We start from the raw sequence: 23,975 nt of genomic DNA, 5'->3' as shown, positions 1-23,975 counted from the left end.
CTTTCAGGGCCAGCGCGGGGAGGCGGCCCTGGAGTCAGTCGCCCTTGACGGTGAAATCATGCTTCATCTGCTGGGTCCATCCCGCGGGGAAGTAGAAGATGACCTCCTTCTTTTCCCCTGCAGCAAGCCTTCCCACATTTTCCACCTTCTGGTTATAGACTTTGCCATCGGACAGCAGCATGCACGTGGCAACGACATTGTTGGCATCCTTGCCGCGGCCGTTTGTTACGAGGGCATAGATCCTGAGCCCGGCGTTCTTGGGATCCTTCCCGTCTTCCATGGAGCTCTTCTCGACGATGGTGAGAGGATCGGGCCCTTCAGGACCCTTGCTGTCGCCGGGGGAGGCTGTGGCAGGCTGGGTCTGCCCGGCGGCCTGGGTGGGCTGAGGTGTCGGTGAGGTCCCGGGCATCAGTGCTTTCTGCTGGTAGAGATCGACAATACCCGTGGCCTTGTTGACGGTGACTTTATAGCCCATTGCCGAAGCAACGGCCTTGAGGGGGAGATAGACCGTGCTCTGCGCCCTCATTATCTTTATGGACGTTTCATTGCCGTTTGCCTTTACGGAACCATCCTGCTCGCTCCAGGAAAGCTCTCCCCTGATGAGTTTCTTAAGCTCAGCCGCAGGAACAAATATCTCGTCCCCCTGGGTGAGAATTTTACCGGAAAGCGGCTTGTTGTGGATATAGATCTCCATTGCAGAGGCCATCCCCGCCTCAATGACAAGGCAGAGCATCAGGAACATCAGAATCAGGCGCTTCTTATTCATGGGTTCTCTCCTCCTTTACCGTGGCAGCCATCTTATTTTTTCTCCTCCCCTGAAGATAAATCCTGTAGGGCCTCAACCCATAAAGAGGAAATTTTTCCTCCCGTCAGAATAGTCAAAGGGGCTCCTGTTCGGCCTCGGGGAAGGCCGGCCCCCGATTTTCACGCAGGGAGATATGGATTATGGAGATGAACAGACTCATGAAGGTGCAGCAAAGGGTGCTTGAGATTCTGCTTCAGCACCCTCTCGGGAATGAAAAGAGAGAGGCGCCGAAAGAGTATGAGCTCTCTCACCTTTTCGGCATACTTGCCCTGGTGAAGGTGCTCTCCAGGAAAAGAGGCGCCTGTGAAGAAGATGCCTCGCTGATGGCAGTGCTTCATGACCTGGGAAGGATTGTAAGCGGCGTCCAGGACGGCCATGCGCTCCGGGGGGAGGGTCCGGCCCGCGAGGTTCTCGAGAAGACAGGGGAGTTCTCCCGCGAAGAGATCGAGAAGATCGTGAAGGGTGTCACGAGCCACAGCAGCAAGGATGAAGTGGGAACCGCCGAGGAAGAGACAGTGAAGGACGCTGATATCCTTGATTATTATCTTTTCGGCATTCCCGTCACCCGCGAGTCACACAGAAGAAGGCTCAGGGCTGTCCTTAATGAGCTCGGCCTTCAGTGCGGGGATATATGACAGCTTCTCAGCTTGCAGAGGAAAGGAGGTCCCATGGAGGACAGCAATATCTCAATGAATCCCAATCAGATTGTCCGCTCTCTCGGGAAGCCGCAGCAGGAATTCACAAGGGACGATATCATCAAGTATATCATTGATAATGAGATCCGGATGCTGAACCTGCGCTACACCGCAGGAGACGGAAGGCTCAAGGCCCTCAATTTCATAATCAGCGACAGGGAGCAGCTTGAGCGGCTCCTCACCTTCGGCGAGCGTGTTGACGGCTCAAGCCTCTTTACCTCAATAGATGCCGCCTCAAGCGATCTCTACGTGATCCCCCGCTTCAGAACTGCGCACCTTAACCCATTTTCCCCTGTTCCCACCGTGGAGCTTCTCTGCTCCTTCTACAACTGTGAAGGGAAGCCCCTGGCGAGTGCGCCGGAGCAGATACTGAGAGCGGCGTCACAGTCCCTTCAACGGACAACGGGCCTCAGCTTTGAAGCCCTCGGGGAGCTGGAGTACTACCTGTTCCTGAGCCCCCAGGAGCTCTACCCCTCGACGGTGAGAAAAGGCTATCACGAGTCATTTCCCTTCTCCAAGGGCGAGATTATAAGGCTCGAGGCGATGCAGGCCATTGCGCAGACAGGGGGAAAAATAAAGTACGGCCATTCGGAAGTGGGGTACATCTCTACCAAGAACAGCTGCATGGAGCAGCATGAGATAGAATTTCAGCCCGTTCCCGTCGAGGAGGCGGCAGATCAGATAGTCCTTGCAAAGTGGATTCTCAGGATGGTGGGCTACCGCCATGGCGTCACCATAAGCTATGCGCCGAAAATATCCTTCGGCCACGCGGGCAGCGGTCTTCATGTCCACACAAAGCTTGTCCGTGACGGGGAGAACATGCTGGTAAAATCAGGCCAGATCACCGAGACAGCGAGGAGGCTCATCGGCGGCTACCTGGAATGCGCTTCATCCCTGACGGCTTTCGGGAACACGGTTCCTGTCTCGTACCTCAGGCTCGTGCCCCACCAGGAGGCCCCTACCAACATTTGCTGGGGCGACAGGAACAGGTCGGCCCTTGTCAGAGTTCCCCTGGGCTGGCGAAATGTCGAGAATATGATGAAGGATGCCAACCCTGCCGAAGCGGCTCCCTGCCTTCCCGGGGGCGAGAAGAGCCAGACCATAGAGTTCAGGGGCGCCGACGGCTCTGCAGATATCCATCTGCTCCTCGCGGGCCTCATGGTGGCTGCCCGTCACGGCCTCACCGACGAGGGGGCGCTTGCCAAGGCTGATGATCTCTACATCGATGTGAACATATTCTCGCCGCCCCATGTCTTCATGCAGGAAAAGCTGCCCCATCTGCCCACTTCATGCTGGGAGTCAGCCGATGCTCTCAAGGAGAAGCGGTCGGTCTACGAATATGACGGCGTCTTTCCCCCGCTGGTCATCGACGATAGTATAAAACGTCTCAAGGCATTCAATGACAAGGGGCTGAGCGAGGAGCTCTACGGCAAAGAGGATGATATCAAAAAGCTGGTCGATCGCTATATTCACTGCTCATAGGGCTGGTGGAGAATTCCGGAGGCGCCGGCCAGAAGAACATTGAGGTGAGGTATGTCGAGTGAAGAATCAGTGCGTTTCATCGGGGCCGTCATATTTTCCGGCCTGATCATCTATGCGCTCCATGGCATTTTCCTTCACATGGCAAGAAAGAGGGGAGGGAAGCCTGCGAAGGGCGCGCCAGAGCCCCATTCATCACCCAGGAGGATCATGGCTGATGACGCGGTGTGCAAAGCCTGCGAAGAGGGCGATATCTCCGCCCTTGAGGCGCTCCTTTACAAGGACAGGCAGCTCGTCCATGCCAAGGACAGGGAGAACCTCACCGCCCTTCACAGGGGGGTGATGGGAGGCTTTTTTGACGTGGTGAAGCTTCTCATTGAGAAAGGCGCCTTTATCGATGCTGAGGATATGCTTCAGCGCACCCCCCTTCACCATGCAGCCCTCAGAGGCGATGCCGGGATCGCCCAGCTTCTTGTATCCGCCGGGGCTCAGGTCAACAAGGCCGATGTTCACGGCGAGACTCCTCTCCACGATGCGGCAAAGGCGGGCAGCGAGGAGATAGCCACAATGCTTATCAAGGCCGGGAGCGATGTGGACGCGGAGACGAGCGTAGGGAACCTCACTCCCTGGGAAAGTGCCATGGCGGCAGGGCACAGGGATCTTGCAAAGCTTCTTCACGAGAGAAGCTCAAAGAAGAAGGACCATACCTGGTAAGAACCCGGGAGGGAGGAGCGAGCCATGATCGTTATGAAATTCGGCGGATCATCTCTCAGGGACAGTGTCATGGTCCGCTCCGTTGCGGAGATTATCCGGTCATCGCTTCCGTCGTGCCCTGTCCTGGTCTGCTCTGCCATGGGAAGCGTCACTGACTGGCTCATTGAGTGCGGTGAAGATGCCTGCCGTGGACGCCGGTACGACCTGGAGAAGATAGAAGCCCTTCACCTCCACACTGCAGAGCAGCTCGGCATCCCGGAGGCACCTGTGGAGCTTCTCCTCTCTGAGCTGAAGAGCCTCCTCAAGGGGATCTCCCTCATCAGGGAGCTGTCATTGAGGACAAGGGATTACCTTGTCTCTTTCGGCGAGAGGCTCTCGGTGAGAATAATGGCCGGGTATCTGGACCAGGAGGTCCACAGGGCGCGCTTTTTCGATGCCTGGGACATCGGGATGCTGACCTCGTCGGAGCACCAGAATGCCGCGGTGCTCGATGAGAGTTATGAAGCGATTGCTTTATCACTGTCGCCTCTCGCCGCTCACTATGAGTATATCCCTGTGATAACGGGGTTCATTGGAAAGGACCGCATGGGAGCCATCACGACTCTCGGGCGGGGAGGAAGCGACCTTACTGCCTCTGCGGTCGGGAAAGCTGTCGCCGCTGAGGAGGTGCAGGTCTGGAAAGATGTGGACGGCCTCATGACCACCGATCCCAAGATCGTTCCCCAGGCGGAAGTGGTGGGCGAGATCTCCTTTGAAGAGGCTTCAGAGCTCGCCTATTTCGGCGCCAAGATCCTTCACCCTCTGAGCATTCTGCCTGCCATGGCAAAAAATATCCCTGTGAGGGTCAAAAATTCCTATAAGCCCCATCTGCCGGGCACAGTGATCAAGAAAAGCGTTGCCCATGAAGCCATGGTGAGGGTGATCACCTTTCAGAGGAATGTCACGCTCATCGATATCGTGAGCACAAGAATGCTCGGGCTCGCAGGCTTTCTGGAAAAAGTGTTCCACAGCTTTGCCTGCCACGGCCTGTCCGTTGATCTCATCGCCTCGAGCGAGGTGAGCATATCCCTCACCCTTAACAAGAACACGTCGGATCCCGCGCTGGTGGAGAAAGTGATGGCCGACCTCGGGGAGATTGCCACCGTGGCCGTAAGCACAGGAAAGTCGATCCTCACCGTCGTGGGTGACGTCGAGCGCTCCACCGAGCTGCTCCTTGGCATCTCCACGGTGCTCCGCAGCGAGCGGATCAGGGTCCAGGTCATCAGCCAGGGCGCCTCCAAGGTGAACGTGAGCTTTGTCATCGATGACGGTGAGCTCGAGAGGGCCGTAAGGGCAGTACATGCAGAGTTTTTCTGCAGAATACCATAAAGGCGCCGAGGCGCCCTTTGTGAAAAGGAGACATGATGAAGACCACTATTGACCCGGAACTGCTCCTCAAGCTTGCAGGGGACTATGGGACCCCCCTCTATGTCTATGACGGCGATCTCATTGAACAGAGGTACCATGAGCTTCTCGGCTTTTTCAGGAGGCCCCGCCTCAGGATTTTTTACGCAATGAAGGCTAATTGTAACTGTGATGTCCTCAGGATCCTCCACGATGCAGGCTCTTCTTTTGACGCCGTGAGCCTTGGCGAAGTTCTTCTCGCAAGGAGGCTGGGATTTGCAGGGGACCGGGTCCTTTACACCGCCAATAATGTGACCATGGCCGAAGTGGAGAGGGTCCACTCCCTGGGGATCCTCACCAACATAGAGTCCCTGTCGCTGCTTTCCAGGTTCGGCTCCCGTTTCCCCGGCGCCGCCATCTGCATGAGGTTCAACACCGATGTGGAGGCCGGGGAGCACAAATATGTCATGACGGCAGGCGATGAATCCAAGTTCGGCATCCTGATGGACCAGGCACCGGAAGCCCTCGGGCTTGTGGACAAGCACCGGCTCAAGGTGATAGGCCTTCATCAGCACGTCGGATCGGGGATTTCCGATACGGACAAGGTGCTGCAGGGAATGGAGAAGCTTCTTTCCCTGGCGGGGAGGGAAAATTTTCCCGACCTGGAGTTCATTGATTTCGGCGGAGGCTTCAAGGTGCCTTACAGGCCCGATGAGAAGAGGATAGACTACGGCGCCCTTGGTGAGAAGGTGGCTGCCCTTTTCGGCGGCTTCTGCAGGTCTTACGGGAAAGAGCTCGAGATGCGCTTCGAGCCGGGGAAGTTTCTGGCGGCCGAAAGCGGTGTGCTCCTCATCGGGGTGAACACCCTGAAAAGAAACAGGGGGCGCCTCATCGCAGGAACGGACTCGGGCTTTTCACAGCTCATCAGGCCCGTCTTCTATGATGCCTACCATCACATCCTGAACCTCTCAAATCCCGGCGGGGCCGCCGCTCCCTGTGACATTTACGGGAACATCTGTGAGTCAGGTGACTTTTTTGCCCGCGCCCGCGAGATCCCGCAGGTACGGGAGGGCGACATCCTCGCGGTGCAGAACGCCGGAGCCTACTGCTATTCCATGGGATCTGTCTATAACCTCCGCCCTCTGCCTTCAGAGGTAATGGTGCACCGCGGCAGGGCATGGCTTTCCCGGCGGGGCATGACCTATGACGAGCTCATCACCCGGATTGCAGATGAGCATTGCCCCGTTGAGGGGCGGGTGGCCGGAGGGTGGGTGGGCGGGGGTGGTGGTGGGGCGTGAAAAAGTTCTCCCTTCCCCCCGGACTGGGACCTTAGCTACTCTTTTTTCAGAAGCTCCGTGAGAATGCCCTGGAATCCCAGGTAAGTATCCTTCAGGTCGGCAAGGCTCACCGATTCGTTGACGGTATGGGCATCCTCTTCCGATCCCGGCCCGTAGCCGATAATATCGACCTTCGCTTCGGGGAAGAGGTCACGGTAGCGTACCACGCCGCTCCCGTCGGTACAGAATCCATAATGGCCGAATTCCGGCGTCTTCCCGAGGGCCTTCTCAAAACCTGCAGTCGCCTTCTTCACGAGGTCGGAGTCTGGGTCCGTCTTCCAGGCAGGGGCGAATTTTTTCTGCACGATGGGCTCGCAGGTCCATGTGACGGACCGCTCCGACGAGTACTGGATGCCGGGCGTCCTGAACTGCGGGTACCGTATTCTCGCGTTCTGCACCACCTGGTCTATATTTTCCCTTACCAGGAGGATTATGCTCTCCTCGGTGTCCTCGGCAAGTGTCCTGATGTCGTAGGTAATCTCCACCTTGTTGGGCACCGTTGAGTTTCCGCCGCGGCCGTCAATGCCGCCTCCTCCCCCCAGGGGTATCTTGATATCGGTGGGCACGATGTTGCGCCTCCCCAGTATCTCGTCAGCCTGGGAGCGGTACCATACATGGAAAGCATCGATGATGTAAGCGGTCTGCTCTATGGCGTTGATGACTTTCCTCCCCGTCGATGCATGCTGGGGCTGGCCGAAGGAGGTGATGACTATTTCCGCGCGGCCGCGCTGGCCGATGTTGATTTTCCCGCCCGTTGCCTCGCCAATCACCACAAAGTCAGGCTTGATATCCTTGAGCGCCTCGAGGAAGCAGACCCCCTCGAATAGCTCTTCGACGACGGTGCCTACCACAAAGACCTTGCCGCTGAAGGGGGCCTTAAGGCTCTGCAGGCTTGCCGCCGCATGGAGCATCACCCCGAAGGAGCCTTTCATGTCGGCAGATCCTCTTCCGTAGAGCCGTCCGTCAATAATTGACCCTGCAAAAGGCTTGGTCGTCGCATTCCACTCGGCGGGATTGGCGCTGACGGTGTCAAGATGTCCTGAAATGACAATCCGGGGGCCTTCGCCCGTGCCGACGGTCATCTCGGCCACCAGGTTGCCCATCCGGTCGTTATGGGCGCTCGTGAAGCCAAGGCGGCTCGCCACCTTGATGAGGTGCTGCACCAGCTTTTCCTCCTGCCCCGAGAGGGTGGGGAAGGTGATGCAGTCCTGGATGACGGAGAGCACGTCCTCGAAGGGGATATGCTTCAGCGGGGGGAGCAGGGTTTCTGTGGTCATGACAGTTCCTCCTTTTATTCTGGTATGTGCCGATGAGGATCAGGGGGTGCCGGAGCCTTTGTCCGGGAGAGGAAGGCCTTCCTGGTAAAGCCTTTTCACCTCGTTTTCGTCGATGGCCCTGTTAAAGATATAGACCTTGCGCATCGTTCCCTTGAAGAGATTCCCCTTGGAAAAATCAATGAAGTTCTCCATGGCTCCTACAATCAGATCGGGGGCCTTCGTCATCACGAGGGTCCCGCCGAAGATCTTGTCGGAGTCAAGCACGCTGTTATAGTAAGCCTTGATGTCCTTTCCGTCGTAGGTGACCACCAGGTGCTGCCACTGGTCAATCTTGGCGCCATTCTTGAGCACGAGGGCCACCTCGTGGTTGATGTTCGAGGATTCCGCGCATATCTCAAGCCAGACCTTGATGTGGTAATCCTCAGTGAGGCTCACGTTATACGAGCGGTAGCCATCCGTGTCCTTCCACCTTCCCATGAGGGTAGCGGCATTCTTGAAGGATTCCTTTTCAGGCTTGAAAAAGCAGGCCATGGTGACCCCCTTTTCAGTTCTGGGCGCCTTGGGCACGCCGATATACTCATTTCCGTCAAAATAGTATTCCTCAAGATGATACTCGCTTGCCGCTGTCGCCCTTGCGGAGGCAGGAGGCGGGACCACGAAGAGGATCTGGAGGGTAAGGAGGAGCAAGGCAGATGCCAGGGAGAGAGTGATACCGCGCTTCATATGACCGTCCTTGATGCAGGATAAAATCTACAAAATCAGGGAGGTACTTCAACGGGTGCCCCCTTTCTCCTCTCTCAGCCGAGAGGCCTGGAGGAATTTTCATGGCAAAAAAGAATGAAAGCAGTGTGGCAAGATATCTCATAAAGCGTGTCCTTCTCTCGATTCCGCTTCTTCTCGTCATCACGATCCTCACTTTTCTGCTCGTGAGGATTGCCCCGGGAGATCCGACCAAGATGTTCATCAGCCCCAGGACAAGGCCTGAAGACAGGGAGCAGATCCGGAGAAACCTGGGACTTGACAGGCCCCTGTATGTGCAGTACGGCATCTGGCTCAAAAATCTTGTCACGAGAGGCGACCTGGGCTTTTCCCTCGTCAACGGCCGGCCCGTACTGGAGAGCATCATGGAGAGGGTTCCCGCCACCCTTGTGCTGATGGGCACCGCCTACGTGCTGAGCATTATCCTGGCTCTCCCCCTGGGGATTTATTCTGCAGTGCGGCAGTATTCCTTCTTTGACTATGTCTTCACGATATTCTCCTTTGTGGGGATATCCCTTCCCCCTTTCTGGCTCGCCCTTATGGCGATCTATTACTTTTCACTCCGGTGGGACCTCTTTCCCCCCATGGGAATGACCAACCTTGTGGAAGGAAGCCCCCTGGAGCTAGGGGTGGACCTCCTCTGGCACCTCTTTCTCCCGGTGATGGTCCTCACGGTGAGGAACCTTGCCACGTGGAGCCGCTATATACGCTCATCGCTTCTCGAGGTGCTTGGCGAGGATTATATCAGGACGGCCTATTCGAAGGGCCTCTCGGAAGTGCAGGTAATCTGGCGCCATGCCCTCAGGAACTCCCTCCTCCCCCTCATTACCATAATCGCCCTCTCCCTGCCGGAGATCCTTGCCGGTGCTTTCATCATTGAGTTTATATTCGCGTGGCCCGGCATGGGGCGCCTGGGGATGGAGGCAGTATTTCACCGCGACTACACCATCCTCATGGGAGACATCTTCATAAGCTCGATCCTCGTGGTCTTCGCCAACATCATTGCAGATATGTGCTACTCTCTGGTTGATCCGAGAATCCGGCTGGAGGGCACCTCCTGACATGGAAGCTCTCCTCCAGTATGATATAGCGATCTGCAAGGCCGTGAATGCCGTATCATTGCCGATTCTCGACGGCCTCATGTACCTGGTAAGCCTCTTGGGCGAATGGGGAGCTCTCCTCTGGATAATTTGTCTCGTGGTGCTCTTTACTGACAGGGAAAAGGGAAAAACCGCGGCCTTTCTCTGCATTTTGACGGTGATTGTCAGTGACCAGGTGGTGGGAAAGCTCCTCAAGCACCTCTGGAACAGGCCCCGCCCTTACATGTACCTCGAGGGGATCAAGAGCCTCGGCCACCAGTGGACCAACAGCTCATTTCCTTCGGGCCATGCCAATGCCATTGTGGCGGGCACGGTGATATTATCATATTTCTACCCCTCCCTCAGGTGGCCCCTCGTGATCTTTTCCCTCCTTACGTGCATCTCCAGGATTTACTGCGGCATGCACCATCCCCTTGACGTGGCGGCAGGCGCCCTTACCGGGCTTGCAGTGGGCTTTCTTTTCCTGTACCTTTATCGCATGAAAGGAAAAAGGGCTCTCGCGGAGCCCTCATAGTGCCGCTGCCATTCATGGAGCAGGCTTTGGTCCTCTCAGTCGTCCATTCCCTTGTAGGTGCCGTCATACCAGAGGAAAATGTCTTCCACCAGGTGGTTGTATTTCTTGTTGATGGCGTCATAGAGCTTGGCGTTTTCAATTGCCACGGCGGCCTCATTGGCGAGGGCGTAGAAGAACTCTATCTCGTCATCGGTAAAATCGCGGGTGGTAAAGAAGTAGCACTGGAGTATGCCCGTGAGGTGCTCCTTGGACTTCATCGGGATGTTGATGAAGGAGTTGATCCCTTCTTTCGATGCCACGGTGAGGCATTTCTGGTCCAGCTCGCATTCCAGCCTGCTGGTGATTACCCGCTCGCCGCACAGTATCTCCTTTGACTGGTCCACATAGTTCTCCTTGATGGTCGTAAGGAACTCCTTGCTCACGCCGTAGGACTCTTCAAGGCTGAACCTGTTGAACTCCGAGTCCCAGAGGAGCAGCGCGCAGCCCTGGGCATTCGTGGCCTTTGTGGCGCCCTCCGTAATGGTCTTGAATACCTGGTGGATATCCAGGCTCTTGCTGAGGGAGGTGCTCACCAGGAAGAGGGTATGGAGCCTGTTGTACAGGATGGCGTTGTTCACCGCGATTGCCGCCTGGTTGGCAAGGGTGAGGAGAAAATTCTTCTCATCCTCGCTGAATTGATATTCCGTGGCGGTGTAAATCCTGAGGGTCCCGAAAGTCCTTTCCATCGCCTGGAGAGGCACGCAGAGGGCCGAGACAATCCCCTCCTGTTTCGCGAACTCGGGGAAGATGAACCTCGTGTCTTCGGTCACTACGGGGATATAAATCGTCTTGCCGGCGAGCACCTCCTGGTCTATGGGGAGATCGCTCAGGTCATAGGGGCCGTACTCAAGGAATTTCTCGCTGAGGCCCCAGGCGGCCTTGAGGACCATCTTGTGCTTGTTTTCATCAAGGAGGCGGATGGTGGCGGCTTTGAGCTTCATTGACTCCGCGGCGAGTTTTACGGTCGTCTGGAGCACGTTCGACAAGTCAAGCGACGAGTTGACCTTCCTGGAGATCTCAAGGAGGATCTTGTCCCGCTCAAGGGCCTTGAGGTTTTCAATGGCCACTGCCGCCTGCCCGGCAAGCTTTTCAAAGAGCGCGATCTCGTCCTGGGTGAACCTGCGCTGCCGGGAGGCATAGCCCTTGATGACTCCCAGGGTATGGAAAGGCGTTTTGAGGGGAGCGCAGATCACGGAGGTGATTTTTTCTTCTTTTACCTTGTCGGGGTAAAGGATGCGCTTGTCCTTCTGGGCATTGGCCACAAAGACTGTCCTGCCCTCGGTGATGGCCTCCCTGTCTATGGAGCTCTTATCGAGCATCATGGGGCCTTTCTCCACGTAGTCCCTGCTGAGGCCGTAATATGATGCTATTTCAAGAGCCTGGCCTTTTTTATCAAGAAGGCGTATCATAGCGCCCTTCAGATCGACGATTTCAGTAGCCCTCTGGACTATTTTGCTCATCACTTCATCGTAGCGGTCGTATGAATTGATACAGAGGCATATGTCACAAAGGTTGAGCTCCGGCACTGCCTTTTTTTTCATATCCGTCCTCCTTTTTCAAAAAGCCCCCTTCGAATCTGTAAATGGGGCAAGCATATTTTATTCTTGCTCCTGCCGTCTTCCTCCTCTATTCCCTGCAACCTCTTCTAGCCCTGGTTCTGAGGGGGCGCCTCGATTCTTGCCACCGACAGCGGTACGCTGGCCCGCATCTCGCGGTTGATGAAAATCTTGAACTCATAGTTTCCGAACCGCTCAAACTTGAGGTTGAAGAAGGGGAAGAGCTGGTCATATTTTATCTCGAACTTGCCAGGCGGCGGCTGGGGAAGCACAAGGAATCCCGGAAGGGAGAGGAGCTTCCCGCCGTCATCATCAATGAGCTGCATGTCCGCTTCGTACTGCTTTCCCGCTTCTCCCACGTCCCCTTCGATTCGCATCACGAGGTAGATGTGGGGAATGACCACGGGAACCGCCGGGGTGTGGAGGGAGTCAAAAATGCCCAGAATGTTGAGCTTGCCGCCTATCGCAATGCTTGCAAAGTCGGCAAGAAGGGCCATGGTGACCTTTATCATAGTACCTCCTTGGGGGAAGACCTTGTTCTCACGGGGATACCTTCTCCTCCCGGAAGGGCTTCTCCTCCGCCTTCACGCCAAAATTAAAAAGCCCGCCATATGACGGGCTTTTTAAGACTTTAACAGTTCCCTTTACTGTTTCTGATCGTCGAATGACTTGATATCCAGCTTGTCCTGGATCTGATCAAGCCCGCCACCGGCCTGTTCCTGAGGCGGCGGAGGCGGCGGCGGAGCTGCCTGCGGCTGGTAGCCCGCTGCTCCGGCTTCCTCGGTCTTCTTCTTGTCGCCAATCTTCCCGATTGCAAAATCGTCTGACATAAGTACCTCCTATGGATAAGTTCACATGGGTATATATCACTGCAAGGAAGGCCTTAATCAAGGGCTCTCATGTTAATTTTCTGTTGCCGTATTGTAACAATTTGTTTTTCCATAGGAAGGATTTTTGCAGCTCCATGGATAAATCTCACCATCTGCTATATTCTATAAGTGGGGTGGGGACAATGGGTGACTCTCTTGCAAGCCTTTTGGGAAATCCTGTCTATCTGGTGCTCCGGGGCTTTGACGGAAATGATGAATGGCGCTTCGGAGTCCTTGGATGCAACGGGACAAGCTACTATCTCAGGACGGACTCAAGCCTCATCGCGGTGAATCCCCGGGACATCGTGGAAATATATCCCTTCATGAGGTTTCTCACCAGGGAAAGCCGCGCCGCTTCCCTGCTCAGGAGCTGAAGCTTCCCTCTCAGCGTGTCTCTTTTCTCTGCGTGACGGTAATCTGGACTTTTTTCCGGATAGCTGCTTTCCATGGGATCTCAAGTGTTCCGTAGACTACCCAGTACACGGGCGATTTCCAGTCATCGATGAAATATGCCACTACGCGGGCGATATCCCCGAGGGCGCCCTCGGGGAGATGGGGCCCCTCTCCGCAGGCATCAAGGGGGATGACGAGTTCAAGAGGATACTCGCAGGTCTGATACTCGCCCGTGCCATCGACATTGTACTCAAACTCATAGACTTTTACCGAGCGCGATTCCGTGGCCAGCTCGCCCTTGCTGTTCACTGTGCGTGTCCTGATGGTTCGGTGTGCATAAAGACCGGCGGCAAGCCTTGCGGCATGCGCGGGAGCCTTGAGGTGAAGGATGATGCGGCCCCTGAGGCGCTCGCCGCAGTAATAATGATACTTTTCAAGCTGGATATCCATGGAGCCCAGGCCTATCCCTGTGAGGGAAGTGAAGAGCCCCAGCGGCTCACCTTTCTCCCTGGGCGGCCTCGCCTGTATGTCCGTGCTTTTTCCCTGGAGTGGCAAAGGGGCGCCGCAGTCACAGTAGCGCGCCCCGGGAAGCACTGTTTCTCCGCAGTTTTCGCAGTACATGTCTTTCCTTTCTATTCCCGGCCCCATGGACCAGGAGAAGGCCTGCCCACCCCCCTCTTATTCTTCACTTCAGGGCGGGCTCCCTTCCGGTACTGTCACTGCTGGTGTGCAGAAAGCCATGAAAGGAAAAACTCCCTGAATGTTTAACATGGAGGGAAAAGGCCTCAAAAAGGCTGCTACAGGGAGGGACTGATGAAGCATCTTGGTGATATGCTGCTCTCACGGCAGGGCTTTTCCGAGATAGTGATGGGCAATACCGCCATTGTTCGGGCGATGCTGGAAGCCCAGGTAAGGGTCGTCACCTCATATCCAGGCTCTCCGACGCCTGAGATTGCCGAGGTGATAAAGAGTATCGCCTCTTCTCAGAGGCCCTTCTATTTCCAGTTTTCAGTGAATGAGAAGGTGGCGACGGAAGTGGCCTTCGGGGCCTCGGTGAACGGCCATTTCTCAACGGTATTTTTCAAGAGCGTCGGCCTCAACGTGGCGGCTGACTCCTTTGTGCAGCTCGGACTTTTTGAGCTCATCGGAGGCCTGGTGATAGTGCTTGGCGACGATCCCGGCGCCAATTCGTCGCAGAATGAGCAGGACAACCGGCACTATGCCCGCCTTTCCTATATCCCGGTCTTCGAGCCGGCTTCACCGGGCGAGGTCTATGGCATGTACCTGGAGGCGGCAGCTCTTTCAAAGGAAAAGAAAATGCCGGTCATTCTGCGCCTTACCACCCATGTGTGCCATGCCAAGGAGAAGGTTTCCTTCGGGCCCTGGGAGCCTGTACCGCCCGATCACATTCCCCGCTTCGACAGAAAAAACGGCCCTTACATCCCCATCACGTCGGCAGTGTTCCCCCTCAAGAGGAAAGCGCTGGCAAAACTCGGAGAAACAGCCTGTTATTCTGAAAAATCCCTTTACCACAGGCTGGTTGACCATGGAAACGGAGAGAGGGGAGTCATCACCGCCGGCCTTCCCTTCCTGTCGCTTCTGGACGCTCTTGAAGGCGCCGAGAGGAAACCCGACATCCTGAAGCTGGGAATCGTCTATCCTCTCGCGAGAAGCCTTGTGGCGGACTTTCTCAGGAGCCACCGTGAGGTGAAGATCCTCGAAGAGCTCGACGACCTGCTGGAGAAAGACATCAAGGCCCTCGCCTTCGAGGAGGGCATCGCGGTAAAGATCACCGGCAAGACAGATCCTGAGGACTGGGTCGGCGAGTATACTTCCGGCAAGGTGCATGAGGTTCTCAGCAAAACATGGGCCGATCTTCTCCCTGAAAGAAAGTCCGGCAGAGGCGCAGGCCCGCCGGTGCCACAGAGGCCTGCCCAGATGTGCCCCGGCTGCGGCCACCGCTCTGCTTTTTATGCCATAAAGAAGGCATTAAGGGAAGGAGATATTACCGTTGCAGATATCGGGTGCCATACCCTCGGTTTCCTGGAGCCATACCTTATAGGGGAGGTCCTTCTCTGCATGGGGCACTCGACGGGAACTGGCGCAGGGCTCTCGCTTTTCAACAAGACCCGGAGAGTGCTGGCTTTTCTGGGCGACTCCACTTTTTTTCACGCGGGAATTCCCGGCATTGTCAATGCCCTTTTCAACAGGCACCGCCTCACGCTGGTAATCATGGAGAACGGCACCACGGCGATGACGGGGCACCAGGATCATCCCGCCACGGGGCACAACTTCAACGAGGCTGTCGATAAGATCCCGGTAAGGAAGGTGCTTGAGGGGCTCGGCGTGAAAGCAATCCGCGAGGTTGACACCTATGATCAGAAGAAGCTCACCGAGGCCGTGAGGGAATCCCTCGATGAGGAGGGCTTCAACGTGGTGATTGCCAGGCATCCCTGCATGCTGAAATTCACCAGGGAGCGAAGGAGGAAAGGCGCGGCTCATGGTTTTGCTTCCGTGAGCGGAGAGCGCTGTACCAAGGCTCACGAGTGCACTGCCGTATTCTGCTGCCCCAGTTTCCAGGTGGGGGAGGACGGCGCCGTGACAGTGACCCGCGATCTCTGCATCGGCGACGGCTCCTGCCTCAAGGCATGCCCGTCAGAAGCCATTGAGCTCACTACCATATAAGGAGGCCCCCTTGATGAAAAAGAATTTCGATATCTATGTCACCGGCGTGGGGGGGCAGGGCATCGGCCTTCTCTGCGAGGCTCTCTTGAGGGCTGCCGATCTTGCCGGTCTCCCGGTGAAGGCGGTAGACACCCATGGCCTTGCCCAGAGGGGCGGGATTGTGATCTCCCACGTGAGAATCGGGGAAAGCGCTCATTCCCCCCTTATCGCCGAAGGAAAGGCCGACCTGGTGGTGGCTCTGGAGCGCACTGAAGCCCTCAGGGCAATGAATGTCGCCCTTAAGGATGGCGGCACGCTCGTCTATTATGACACGGTGCTTCAGCCTCTTCCCGTCCGCCTGGGAAAAGCAGCCGCTGTCACCCGGGAGCTCATTACCCGGGAATGCCTCAGAAGAGGCATCAGTGAAGTGGCGGCTTTCAGGGATGATCTGAAGGACTCAAGGATGCAGAACATGGTCCTGCTGGCGGTGATAGCCCGCGACGGGCTCATACCCGGAGTGAACAGGGAGCATTATCAAAGAGCCCTCGATGACCTTCTTGAGGGAAAGGTCCTGGAAATGAACCTTGAGCTTTTCAATTCCCCTGCCGCTGAGGCTCTTCCTTGACCTTTGGCTACTTGGGCTCGATGAGAAGGGGGCAGTAGACATAGCACCGTGTCGGTTTCCCGTTCTCATAGAATACCGCATAGCGCATCAACTTTCCCCATGCCAGGGCCGCGTCGTCCAGGTCGCGGTTTCCCGATGGCCTCAAGAGCTCCACGTTGTCCACCTTCCCTGTCTCATCGACGGAAAGCTTCAGCTCGACCGTGTATGACTTTGACGTGTCGGGATTATGGGCGAACATCGACTGCACGGCCTTTTCAAAGTTGAGAAGCTGGGGCTGCTTGTTCACATCCATGGTGAGCGTCCCTGTCTGGGCATTCTCCACCTTGCACATGAGGCATTTCATGTCCTTGATCTTGTCGGAAAGGGAAGTGTTCCCGAAGTCGTTGCCGCCGCCGAAGCCGCCGGGGCCCGCGCCCCCTGCGCCGTCACCACCGGTGACGGGGCCGCCCCATCCCTGCCCGTTGGGGATTCCTGATCCGTCGCCCGAGCCGGCAGGCCCGTTGCCCCACCCGCCGTTCTGGTTGAACTCTCCTCCGCTATCGACGGGAGTGCCCAGCACCGGCGGTCCTCCCCCGCTCGAGCCCCCGGGAAGGGTCGGGGCCTGCTTGGCCATGGGGGCTATGGTGGGGTAAGCCTTGCTGGGGAGCGAAGGAACCTCTTTATAGGTAGGTGCCGGCGCCGGCTCAAAGTCCTGCATGTCCTTCACAAGCGCCTTTGACTTGGGGAGCTTGATGGTGGTCTTTTCCTTCACTTCCTGCTGCTGGGGCTTCTCCTGCTCCACGACCTTCACCTCGAAGAACTCGTAGTCCTTCTTTCTCGTCTCGGGCTTGAAAATAGCGTAAGCAGTGAGGAGCATGAGATGGAAGAAGACGGCCACCATTACCGCCGTGTGAATAGTCTGCCATTTCATGCGCTTCTTGGGCATCACGAAGTATTTTCTCATGACATGTCACCTTTCCGACGAGATTTACTGCCTTTTTTCATGCATTCAGTCGCGCAGGAGCACCTTTTATTCCCTATCATAATTATACCACAGACTTCTTCCCTGGACAATATTTATTTCCCTGCCGGCTCAAAGATGAGGGGTGACTTCTTCAGGATCACCTCTTCCATGAGGAGCTCTTCCTCATTTCCGTGAATGTCAGTCACCTTGGCCATACCCCTCACGGGCAAGGCCGAATCCTGGGCGTTCCAGGCCACGTATACAGGCTTTCCGTTCACCATGAACTCATAAACGCCGGGCCGGAGCTCCCTGGCCGAGGTAAAACCGCCGATCTTGAGGGCAATAAGCTTCTGAGTATAATAGGTGAGGTTGGGGAATCCCTTGGGCTTGCAGAGCGAGGCTTTGGCCATAAACTCCGACTTGGTGGCATAGAAAAAGGTCCAGAAGAACCGGTCTATGCCTGTGGCGAATCCCTTGGCGACAAATTTGACGAAGCTTGAGGCCGTGTCCTCCTCGCTTCCCCCTGCAAAGACCATGTGATACCCGGGGTTCAGGATGTCGTCGTTTATCGCTATTCCTGTGACAATGCCCCATTCAGTCATCCAGACCTCTTTCTTCTTCCCGGCGGTTTTCTGCATCTTCTGCCAGAAGGGTGAAAGGCCCTGGAAGCGCTCGGCATTCGCCATCAAGGGGTGGTGAATGCTCAGGATGTCTATGTATTCGTAGCCTCCCTGGGCGAGAATGTCATCCCAGAATCGTCTCATGACGCGCTCGCGGGGCGTCATCTCCTCTTCAAAATTGGAGACGAAGACCAGCGCCTTGGCGTCCCTGTCGGCCCGTTTCATCGCCTCGTAGGCGGTCTTCATGGTGCGCAGGAAAGCCCCGCTGTCGTGCTCGAAAGGCATCTCGGGCTCGTTTCCAATCTCCCAGTGTTTGATGGGGTATTTGAGCCCGGGCATGTCTTCGTACCCGTCGCCGTCGTACCGCTCGACGACTTTTTCCACGTACCTTGCGAAGGCCTCAAAATCGTGGGGCTTCGAGTAATCTTCGCCGATAAAAGTGCGCGGCCGTGAAAGGCGCGAGTTGCTGGTGCTCAGGACAGCGAGAAGCCTTATACGGTATTTCTGCACCTCGCGGACAAAGGCGTCAGAATAAGAGAAATCATACACGCCTGGCTTTCCCTCGATGAATTTCCAGGCAAGAAGGCCTCCCTGGGGGGATATGGTCCTGTTGAAGCTGATCCCGCCGTCAAAGATGGATCGGGCTTCCCAGTTGATATATTCCCTGGCTGACTCCCCCGGGAACTGTGCCATGTTTATCTCATGAAAGCCGTTGATGCCGAATCTTCCCTCTTTCATGAGGGGCACGGCGGCATTCACGAGGCTTTCTGCCGGTTTTTCCGGGGGAGGGATGTTCTTTTCCGGGACAGTGATGGAGAGCGGGCAGACCTTTATCATGGACCCGCACGAAGCGGCAATGATGGTATTGCCCAGCGTGCCGGTAAGGAAGGTGGCCCTTGCTTTTCCGTTCTTATCGGTCATGATGGTCCTGGGGACGATCCTTCCTATGACAGTTTCAAGATGGATCTCTCTTCCGGCCAGCGGCTCCCCCTGTGAGTCCTTCAAGGTGGCTTCTATCACGGAAAAGGTGGTGTCATCGGCGGGTATGGCCGAAGGAGACGCCGTGACCTCAAGGGTCCCCCCGGCAGGCTCCATTGCCTCCCCCGGGTTGACGAAGAGAAGGTAGCATGGCTCCGTGGTAAAAGTCCAGTAGCCCTTCCAGGGCTCCATGGACTCCGAAGAGCTGAGGACCTTTTTCAGCTCTCCGTTTTCATACTCCTTGAGGGTGGCATTGATGAGGTGCCTCCCCACCGCTTCGTCAACAGGCATAATCTTCTTCTGCACGAAGACCTTTGCGGCGTTCCAGGGCATTCGCTCCTCGTAGGGGTTTCCTACGAAGTTCCATCCCCCCGAGAGGGGGACGACGGTGACAGGCCCCTCAGCCGTGACACCCTCGATGGTGATGGTGAGGGGAGTGTCGTTAAAGAGGCGGTAACCTTTGCCTGCATGGAGAAAGGGAGGAGGGGTCGGGACAAAGCGCCAGGTGCCCTGGTAATACGCATTGAGCCTGCCGTAGAATCCCTTGGTGCAGGCCGTGAGTTCGAAAGGAAAGCATATATCATGGACTCCCGGTGGATAGTGCCTGCTCCGGGAGACGAGAGGCTCCTGTTTTTTTGGCGTACGGCGGCTTTCAATACCTCCAATGCCCTGGGTCACGGCAATATCCCGGTGGGCCAGCATGAGAGCGTTCAGTGTCAATGTGTAAAACAGAAAAAGCACTAAGAAGGGATTTGCCATTGATGCTCCTTGCCCTCAGAGATTCTTCTTCACCCCACCCCTTTACCTTTTTTCCCTTTTTTGATAGAATTTACAGGAAGGAGCACTAAGCCCATGCTGCGAAAAGTTACCTCTTTGCTGATCCTCTTTCTGCTGTTCTGTTCCCCTTATGCCCTGGGAGCCGGCATCGCCACCACGCTCAACAGCGTGAGCGGCCCGCCCGGGTGGTACCTTGTCTCTTTCCCCTTCAGCTCCGTTGATTCGATCAGGGGATTTGACGGCACCATTTACCGCTTCGAAGGCTCGGCCTACACGAAAAGGTCCTCGGGGAACACATCGTTCATAAGGCCCGGCCAGGCCTTCTGGATGCACGGCCGGCAGGCAATGAGCTTTACCGTTGACGGCGAGCTCAACTCGAGCCATGTGGTGAATGTGAGGCTCAATGCAGGCTGGAACATGATTGGCAATCCCTATGCCTATTATTTTGACTGGTCCAAAGCCCTTGTGAGCTACCAGGGCGTTCGTGTTGAAGTGGCGCAGGCCGAGGCGAGGGGGTGGCTCATGGCCACCTTGCTCGGCTATGACCCTGTCATCAGGTCCTATCATAAGGTGACGCCCGGGGGCAGGCTTGATCCCTGGAAAGGCTTCTGGATGTACAGCGCCGTTCCCTGCGATCTCATCCTCCCCAATCCCACGTCGGGAGGCTTGGCGGGATCGATAAAGATCACGGTCACCCCCGACAAGGTGCCTGCCAACGGCCGGGAAAAAGCCATGGTGAAGGTGCAGGTCCTCGATCTCTCGAGCAAGCCCCTCGCTTACCAGGTGGTGAAGCTCGCCACCACCAACGGCAGGATAGCGCCGGACAAGATTGCCACCGATGCCCAGGGCGAGCTTGTCACCTATGTGACGTCAACGACGGCGGGAAGCGGCCAGGTGACGGCCCAGACGGGGAGGGCCATGGGGTCGTCGTCGATAGCCTTCATTCCCGCCCCCATAGATCCCGTGGCTACGCCGACAACCCCATCGGGAGAGCTTGCCATGAGAGTCGTGGGAAAGCTCGAGAGGCCCTTTGGAGGGGCTATCTCCGTGAGGGCCTTTGAAGATGGCGTGATAAGGATATTTTATGGCGGCGCCGGAGAGCTCAAGAGCGGCACCTCCGATGACGGCATCACCTTCAGGGAGGAATCGGGGACACCCGTCACCTCCTCTGACGAGGAGGGGATCATCGCATCGCCGACGGTGGTGAGCCTTGGCGGGGGAAGATACCGCATGTACTATGATGCATATAAGAAGGACAAGCTCGCAAAGTCCAACTGGCTTTACTCGGCAATATCAGATGACGGGGTGAGCTGGAAGAGGGAGGGCCTCTGCTTTCGCTCAGCCACCGATCGTGATGTGGCAAGCACTGCGAGCGTCGTAAAAACAAAAGAGGGGAAGTGGCGGCTTTACTACTGTGACACCTCTGCACATACCTACAGCGCCATCTCCAATGATGGAAAGCAATTCGAGGCCGAAGCGGGAACGCGGGTTGAAGGTGTGGGAGCCGATGTGGTGCAGCTCCCTGATGGTAAATTTTATATGGTATACACAAAGCCGTCGTCGGCCAAGAGAAAGCCCGAGATCTGGAGTGCGACCTCTGATGACGGGCTCACCTGGACCGTCGGTGACAAGCTTGCCACCAACGACGAGGAAGACCTCCATGACCCCGCCGTAGCGGTGCTGCCCAACGGCACCATCATGGTCTATTATGCCAGGGTGGGCAAGGACAGCGGCTGGATTGAGATCGGCGAGGTCATAAAAAAATAGGGGCCTCTGCTAGAAGGGGTTCTCGCACTCCGCCTTGTTGAAGGGCTTCTGCGGCCTTGTGATCCAGTAGGTTTCAGCCGACCTTTCGAATCTCAGCTTCAGGAGATCAGCTCCCAGCAGCCTCATGATAAGCCCCGCGGGCGTAAAGATAAGGAAGAACACCAGTGCGAGGATGAGCCTGGTCATGAGCCATCCCATGGCATGGGCAACTGCCATCCACCCGCGGTAGACGGGGGCGAGCACCGCGGGGAACAGGGCGCCGGGTATCAGAAGAAGGGCGCCAAGCGCGAACAGCACGAGGCTTGCCGTGGTGAAGCTCTTTTCAGGCCAGTACTGCCAGAGTCCCAGCAGCAGGAAGATAGCCCCGATGAGAAGGCCGAAGCTTCTGAGGATTTTTGTGTCAGGCTTGTTCTTGCTCACGATTCTGCTCCTTGTCTTCTGTGGTCTTGCCGTCAATCCAGCACAAACTCCTTGCGCCAGTCAATGTCGTCCTTCATTTCGGGCTGCTCTCTCTTGTCGAGGAGGTAGTTCCCGAGGATAAGGTAATCTATGTGGGTGCGCATGAAGCAGATATAGGCCTCCTCGGGCCGGCACACGATGGGCTCGCCCCTCACGTTGAAGGAGGTGTTGATGATCACCGGGCAGCCTGTCCTGGCATGAAATGCCTTGATCATGTCATAGTAAAGGGAGTTGTCGCGGCGGTTCACCGTCTGGATCCTCGCGGAATAATCCACATGGGTGATTGCCGGGATGTCTGAGCGCGACACTTTGAGCTTTTCTATCCCCCAGAGCTTATCCTCGCTCTCGGACATCTTGCGGCACCGGCTCTCCTGCACGTTGGCCACCAGGAGCATATAGGGGCTCTCCCTGTCTATCTGGAAGGCCTCGGAAACGCGGTCTGCCATCACCGAGGGGGCAAAGGGCCTGAAAGACTCCCTGAACTTGATCTTCATGTTCATCAGAGTCTGCATCTCCTTGTTTCGGGCGTCGCCGATGATGCTCCGCGAGCCGAGTGCCCGGGGCCCGAATTCCATCCTCCCCTGGAACCACCCGATGACCTTTCCCTCCTCGATGAGCCCCGCGATTTTATCGGGGATATCGGCAGTCTCGACGAAATGGTGGGGAATTTTCTTGGTGGTGAGGAACTCCAGGATCCTCTCGTTGGAAAAGGCCGGCCCGAGGTACGAGCCTTTCTGGGTATCGTGTTCCCCCGTGGTTCTCGGGTTCTGAAGATAGCGGTACCAGGTAAAGAGGGCCGCACCGAGGGCTCCTCCCGCATCGCCCGCTGCAGGCTGAATCCAGATATCCTCAAAGGGCCCTTCCCGCAGGATACGCCCGTTGGCCACACAGTTCAGTACCACGCCGCCGGCGAGGCACAGGTATTTTTCCTGGGTCTCCTTGTGGATGTGGCGGACCATCTTGAGCATTATCTCTTCCGTGACCACCTGGGCCGATGCGGCGATATCAAGGTAAGGCTGCGACTCCGTCGTCATCATTGACTCGGCCACCCTCGGGGGAAGCCCGAAGAGCTCATCAAAAGCCTTGTTGGTCATGGTCATGCCGGTACAGTAATTGAAGAATTTCATGTTGAGCCTGATGGAGCCGTCTTCCTTCACGTCAATGAGGTTGTCGTAGATGAGCTGCACATATTTGGGGTTGCCGTATGGGGCGAGCCCCATCATCTTGTACTCGCCGGAGTTCACCTTGAAGCCCGTGTAGTAAGTGAAGGCCGAGTAGAAAAGGCCCAGGGAATGGGGGAATTTTATCTCCTTCAAGATCTCGAAGGAGTTCCCCTCGCCCCTTCCAAAGCTCGTCGTTGTCCACTCTCCCACACCGTCTATGGTGAGAAAGGCCGCCCTGCTGAAAGGCGAGGGATAGAAGCATGATGCCGCATGGGACTCATGATGCTCGGGATAGATGAGGGGAGCCCTGGTATTGAGCTCGTTTTTCACGAGATCGCCCATCCAGAGCTTTTGCTTGAGCCACGTGGGGACTGACTGCAGGAAGACGTGGAAGCCCGCCGGCGCGAAGGCCAGATGCGTCTCGAGAATCCTCTCGAATTTCAGGAAAGGCTTGTCGTAGAAAGCCACGTAGTCGAGATCCGATTCCTTGATGCCGGCTTCGTCAAGGCAGTACTGTATGGCGCGCTTTGGAAAGTTGAAATCCTGCTTTTTCCTGGTAAAACGCTCTTCCTGGGCTGCTGCAACTATGTCGCCGTCTTTCAAAAGGCAGGCTGCGCTGTCATGATAAAATGCTGAGATTCCCAGTATATACAAAAAATCACCCCATTTCCGGTGAAGATTTCCCTTTATTCTACCTCCCCGCCCTTATTCCTCCGTGGCAGGTCATTTTCACCGGCCGGAAAAAATGCGTCGCCGGAAAGAGTCCCGGAGCTCCCGCTCCCCAGGTATTTTTTCCCTGCTGCGAGAGAGGAAATAGGCTTTCCATGGGAGAATACCCCCTGGATGCGCCGGGAAAGAAAGGAAAGACCATGGAAAAGATAAAGACCGTTCTCGGTTTTTTCAAATCTCTCATCGGGAAAGACAAGTGGTGGCTCATTCCCATCATTGTGATACTGATACTTCTCTCGATAATCATCATTTTTGCAGAGAGCTCAGTGCTTGCGCCCTTTATTTACACTCTCTTCTAGTGCCGGCCTCTTGAAGCGCAGAAAGAACAGG

Annotated in this window: 23 protein-coding genes; 12 read left to right on the top strand and 11 right to left on the bottom strand. The window is 56.3% G+C overall.

Going from position 1 to position 23,975, the window contains the following annotated elements; genetic code table 11:
* Positions 1-34: 34 nt before the first annotated feature.
* Positions 35-766: a hypothetical protein gene (locus RDV48_02280; GenBank protein MDQ7821604.1), complete on the bottom strand. Its 732-nt coding sequence runs from the start codon at positions 764-766 to the stop codon at positions 35-37.
* Between the two features lie 179 nt (positions 767-945).
* Here RDV48_02280 and RDV48_02275 point away from each other — a divergent pair, with 179 nt between their 5' ends.
* The 5 genes from RDV48_02275 to lysA are packed head-to-tail and all read left to right on the top strand — an operon-like array spanning position 946 to position 6,374.
* Positions 946-1,440 (top strand): HD domain-containing protein, encoded by a 495-nt coding sequence (locus tag RDV48_02275; protein MDQ7821603.1) that lies wholly within the window; start codon positions 946-948, stop codon positions 1,438-1,440.
* A gap of 33 nt (positions 1,441-1,473) precedes the next feature.
* Entirely contained in the window at positions 1,474-2,982 is a 1,509-nt protein-coding gene (locus tag RDV48_02270) for a glutamine synthetase family protein (GenBank protein MDQ7821602.1), read from the top strand.
* Between the two features lie 51 nt (positions 2,983-3,033).
* Positions 3,034-3,693 carry an ankyrin repeat domain-containing protein gene (locus RDV48_02265; GenBank protein ID MDQ7821601.1) on the top strand — a complete coding sequence of 220 codons (660 nt, stop codon included), beginning with the start codon at positions 3,034-3,036 and terminating at the stop codon, positions 3,691-3,693.
* 24 nt (positions 3,694-3,717) lie between these two features.
* Positions 3,718-5,061, top strand: coding sequence for an aspartate kinase (locus RDV48_02260; GenBank protein MDQ7821600.1), 1,344 nt, complete (start codon positions 3,718-3,720; stop codon positions 5,059-5,061).
* A gap of 32 nt (positions 5,062-5,093) precedes the next feature.
* Positions 5,094-6,374: a diaminopimelate decarboxylase gene (gene lysA / locus RDV48_02255; protein MDQ7821599.1), complete on the top strand. Its 1,281-nt coding sequence runs from the start codon at positions 5,094-5,096 to the stop codon at positions 6,372-6,374.
* A gap of 35 nt (positions 6,375-6,409) precedes the next feature.
* Here the strand turns inward: lysA and RDV48_02250 are convergent, their stop codons facing one another.
* Together RDV48_02250 and RDV48_02245 are read right to left on the bottom strand one after the other, a co-directional pair.
* Positions 6,410-7,690 (bottom strand): M20/M25/M40 family metallo-hydrolase, encoded by a 1,281-nt coding sequence (locus RDV48_02250; GenBank protein MDQ7821598.1) that lies wholly within the window; start codon positions 7,688-7,690, stop codon positions 6,410-6,412.
* A 39-nt stretch (positions 7,691-7,729) separates the two neighbouring features.
* Entirely contained in the window at positions 7,730-8,413 is a 684-nt protein-coding gene (locus RDV48_02245; GenBank protein MDQ7821597.1) for a LamG-like jellyroll fold domain-containing protein, read from the bottom strand.
* A 101-nt stretch (positions 8,414-8,514) separates the two neighbouring features.
* Here RDV48_02245 and RDV48_02240 point away from each other — a divergent pair, with 101 nt between their 5' ends.
* Both RDV48_02240 and RDV48_02235 read left to right on the top strand, forming a co-directional pair.
* The gene (locus RDV48_02240; protein MDQ7821596.1) at positions 8,515-9,510 is read left to right on the top strand and encodes an ABC transporter permease; all 996 of its coding nucleotides are present in this window, start codon (positions 8,515-8,517) and stop codon (positions 9,508-9,510) included.
* Position 9,511: 1 nt separating this feature from the next.
* Positions 9,512-10,063 (top strand): phosphatase PAP2 family protein, encoded by a 552-nt coding sequence (locus tag RDV48_02235; GenBank protein MDQ7821595.1) that lies wholly within the window; start codon positions 9,512-9,514, stop codon positions 10,061-10,063.
* Positions 10,064-10,098: 35 nt separating this feature from the next.
* Here the strand turns inward: RDV48_02235 and RDV48_02230 are convergent, their stop codons facing one another.
* The 3 genes from RDV48_02230 to RDV48_02220 form a co-directional block, all read right to left on the bottom strand.
* Complete coding sequence (locus RDV48_02230) at positions 10,099-11,643, bottom strand: GAF domain-containing protein (protein MDQ7821594.1); 1,545 nt, start codon at positions 11,641-11,643, stop codon at positions 10,099-10,101.
* Positions 11,644-11,747: 104 nt separating this feature from the next.
* Positions 11,748-12,170 carry a hypothetical protein gene (locus tag RDV48_02225; GenBank protein MDQ7821593.1) on the bottom strand — a complete coding sequence of 141 codons (423 nt, stop codon included), beginning with the start codon at positions 12,168-12,170 and terminating at the stop codon, positions 11,748-11,750.
* Between the two features lie 132 nt (positions 12,171-12,302).
* Complete coding sequence (locus RDV48_02220) at positions 12,303-12,488, bottom strand: hypothetical protein (GenBank protein MDQ7821592.1); 186 nt, start codon at positions 12,486-12,488, stop codon at positions 12,303-12,305.
* A 182-nt stretch (positions 12,489-12,670) separates the two neighbouring features.
* Between RDV48_02220 and RDV48_02215 the strand changes: the two genes are divergently transcribed.
* A complete protein-coding gene (locus RDV48_02215) occupies positions 12,671-12,901 on the top strand; it encodes a hypothetical protein (protein ID MDQ7821591.1) in 231 nt (76 codons plus the stop codon).
* A gap of 10 nt (positions 12,902-12,911) precedes the next feature.
* Here the strand turns inward: RDV48_02215 and RDV48_02210 are convergent, their stop codons facing one another.
* A complete protein-coding gene (locus tag RDV48_02210) occupies positions 12,912-13,541 on the bottom strand; it encodes a zinc ribbon domain-containing protein (protein ID MDQ7821590.1) in 630 nt (209 codons plus the stop codon).
* Positions 13,542-13,733: 192 nt separating this feature from the next.
* Between RDV48_02210 and RDV48_02205 the strand changes: the two genes are divergently transcribed.
* Both RDV48_02205 and RDV48_02200 read left to right on the top strand, forming a co-directional pair.
* Positions 13,734-15,605 (top strand): indolepyruvate ferredoxin oxidoreductase subunit alpha, encoded by a 1,872-nt coding sequence (locus RDV48_02205; protein MDQ7821589.1) that lies wholly within the window; start codon positions 13,734-13,736, stop codon positions 15,603-15,605.
* A gap of 13 nt (positions 15,606-15,618) precedes the next feature.
* Complete coding sequence (locus tag RDV48_02200; GenBank protein MDQ7821588.1) at positions 15,619-16,209, top strand: 2-oxoacid:acceptor oxidoreductase family protein; 591 nt, start codon at positions 15,619-15,621, stop codon at positions 16,207-16,209.
* Between the two features lie 7 nt (positions 16,210-16,216).
* Here RDV48_02200 and RDV48_02195 read toward each other — a convergent pair whose 3' ends face one another.
* On the bottom strand, positions 16,217-17,152 hold the full coding sequence (locus tag RDV48_02195) for an energy transducer TonB (protein ID MDQ7821587.1): 936 nt from the start codon (positions 17,150-17,152) through the stop codon (positions 16,217-16,219).
* A gap of 113 nt (positions 17,153-17,265) precedes the next feature.
* A complete protein-coding gene (locus tag RDV48_02190; protein ID MDQ7821586.1) occupies positions 17,266-19,509 on the bottom strand; it encodes an Ig-like domain-containing protein in 2,244 nt (747 codons plus the stop codon).
* A 93-nt stretch (positions 19,510-19,602) separates the two neighbouring features.
* Here RDV48_02190 and RDV48_02185 point away from each other — a divergent pair, with 93 nt between their 5' ends.
* Entirely contained in the window at positions 19,603-21,294 is a 1,692-nt protein-coding gene (locus RDV48_02185; GenBank protein ID MDQ7821585.1) for an Ig-like domain-containing protein, read from the top strand.
* 9 nt (positions 21,295-21,303) lie between these two features.
* On the opposite strand, the gene RDV48_02180 is transcribed toward RDV48_02185, so the two are convergent.
* Positions 21,304-21,750, bottom strand: coding sequence for an SxtJ family membrane protein (locus tag RDV48_02180; protein ID MDQ7821584.1), 447 nt, complete (start codon positions 21,748-21,750; stop codon positions 21,304-21,306).
* Entirely contained in the window at positions 21,747-23,570 is a 1,824-nt protein-coding gene (locus tag RDV48_02175) for a carbamoyltransferase (GenBank protein MDQ7821583.1), read from the bottom strand. Before RDV48_02175 ends, RDV48_02180 begins: the two co-directional genes overlap by 4 nt.
* A 170-nt stretch (positions 23,571-23,740) precedes the next feature.
* On the opposite strand from RDV48_02175, the gene RDV48_02170 reads away from it, so the two are divergent.
* The gene (locus tag RDV48_02170; GenBank protein ID MDQ7821582.1) at positions 23,741-23,944 is read left to right on the top strand and encodes a DUF5989 family protein; all 204 of its coding nucleotides are present in this window, start codon (positions 23,741-23,743) and stop codon (positions 23,942-23,944) included.
* The last annotated feature ends 31 nt before the right edge of the window (positions 23,945-23,975 follow it).

It is taken from the genome of Candidatus Eremiobacterota bacterium (assembly GCA_031082125.1).
GTDB lineage: Bacteria > Vulcanimicrobiota > CADAWZ01 > CADAWZ01 > Ess09-12 > Ess09-12.
Note: the sequence above shows the minus strand (reverse complement) of the source record. Positions and strands in the feature narration are given on the sequence as shown.

What these genes read in the sequence shown, in the direction of transcription:
- RDV48_02280 (MDQ7821604.1), bottom strand. Translation starts at nt 766, where the DNA reads ATGAATAAGAAGCGCCTGATTCTGATGTTCCTGATGCTCTGCCTTGTC.
- RDV48_02245 (MDQ7821597.1), bottom strand. Translation starts at nt 8,413, where the DNA reads ATGAAGCGCGGTATCACTCTCTCCCTGGCATCTGCCTTGCTCCTCCTT.
- RDV48_02250 (MDQ7821598.1), bottom strand. Translation starts at nt 7,690, where the DNA reads ATGACCACAGAAACCCTGCTCCCCCCGCTGAAGCATATCCCCTTCGAG.
- RDV48_02200 (MDQ7821588.1), top strand. Translation starts at nt 15,619, where the DNA reads ATGAAAAAGAATTTCGATATCTATGTCACCGGCGTGGGGGGGCAGGGC.
- RDV48_02270 (MDQ7821602.1), top strand. Translation starts at nt 1,474, where the DNA reads ATGGAGGACAGCAATATCTCAATGAATCCCAATCAGATTGTCCGCTCT.
- RDV48_02190 (MDQ7821586.1), bottom strand. Translation starts at nt 19,509, where the DNA reads ATGGCAAATCCCTTCTTAGTGCTTTTTCTGTTTTACACATTGACACTG.
- RDV48_02275 (MDQ7821603.1), top strand. Translation starts at nt 946, where the DNA reads ATGGAGATGAACAGACTCATGAAGGTGCAGCAAAGGGTGCTTGAGATT.
- RDV48_02240 (MDQ7821596.1), top strand. Translation starts at nt 8,515, where the DNA reads ATGGCAAAAAAGAATGAAAGCAGTGTGGCAAGATATCTCATAAAGCGT.
- RDV48_02220 (MDQ7821592.1), bottom strand. Translation starts at nt 12,488, where the DNA reads ATGTCAGACGATTTTGCAATCGGGAAGATTGGCGACAAGAAGAAGACC.
- RDV48_02265 (MDQ7821601.1), top strand. Translation starts at nt 3,034, where the DNA reads ATGTCGAGTGAAGAATCAGTGCGTTTCATCGGGGCCGTCATATTTTCC.
- RDV48_02225 (MDQ7821593.1), bottom strand. Translation starts at nt 12,170, where the DNA reads ATGATAAAGGTCACCATGGCCCTTCTTGCCGACTTTGCAAGCATTGCG.
- RDV48_02185 (MDQ7821585.1), top strand. Translation starts at nt 19,603, where the DNA reads ATGCTGCGAAAAGTTACCTCTTTGCTGATCCTCTTTCTGCTGTTCTGT.
- RDV48_02230 (MDQ7821594.1), bottom strand. Translation starts at nt 11,643, where the DNA reads ATGAAAAAAAAGGCAGTGCCGGAGCTCAACCTTTGTGACATATGCCTC.
- RDV48_02235 (MDQ7821595.1), top strand. Translation starts at nt 9,512, where the DNA reads ATGGAAGCTCTCCTCCAGTATGATATAGCGATCTGCAAGGCCGTGAAT.
- lysA (MDQ7821599.1), top strand. Translation starts at nt 5,094, where the DNA reads ATGATGAAGACCACTATTGACCCGGAACTGCTCCTCAAGCTTGCAGGG.
- RDV48_02260 (MDQ7821600.1), top strand. Translation starts at nt 3,718, where the DNA reads ATGATCGTTATGAAATTCGGCGGATCATCTCTCAGGGACAGTGTCATG.
- RDV48_02205 (MDQ7821589.1), top strand. Translation starts at nt 13,734, where the DNA reads ATGAAGCATCTTGGTGATATGCTGCTCTCACGGCAGGGCTTTTCCGAG.
- RDV48_02210 (MDQ7821590.1), bottom strand. Translation starts at nt 13,541, where the DNA reads ATGTACTGCGAAAACTGCGGAGAAACAGTGCTTCCCGGGGCGCGCTAC.
- RDV48_02215 (MDQ7821591.1), top strand. Translation starts at nt 12,671, where the DNA reads ATGGGTGACTCTCTTGCAAGCCTTTTGGGAAATCCTGTCTATCTGGTG.
- RDV48_02195 (MDQ7821587.1), bottom strand. Translation starts at nt 17,152, where the DNA reads ATGAGAAAATACTTCGTGATGCCCAAGAAGCGCATGAAATGGCAGACT.
- RDV48_02170 (MDQ7821582.1), top strand. Translation starts at nt 23,741, where the DNA reads ATGGGAGAATACCCCCTGGATGCGCCGGGAAAGAAAGGAAAGACCATG.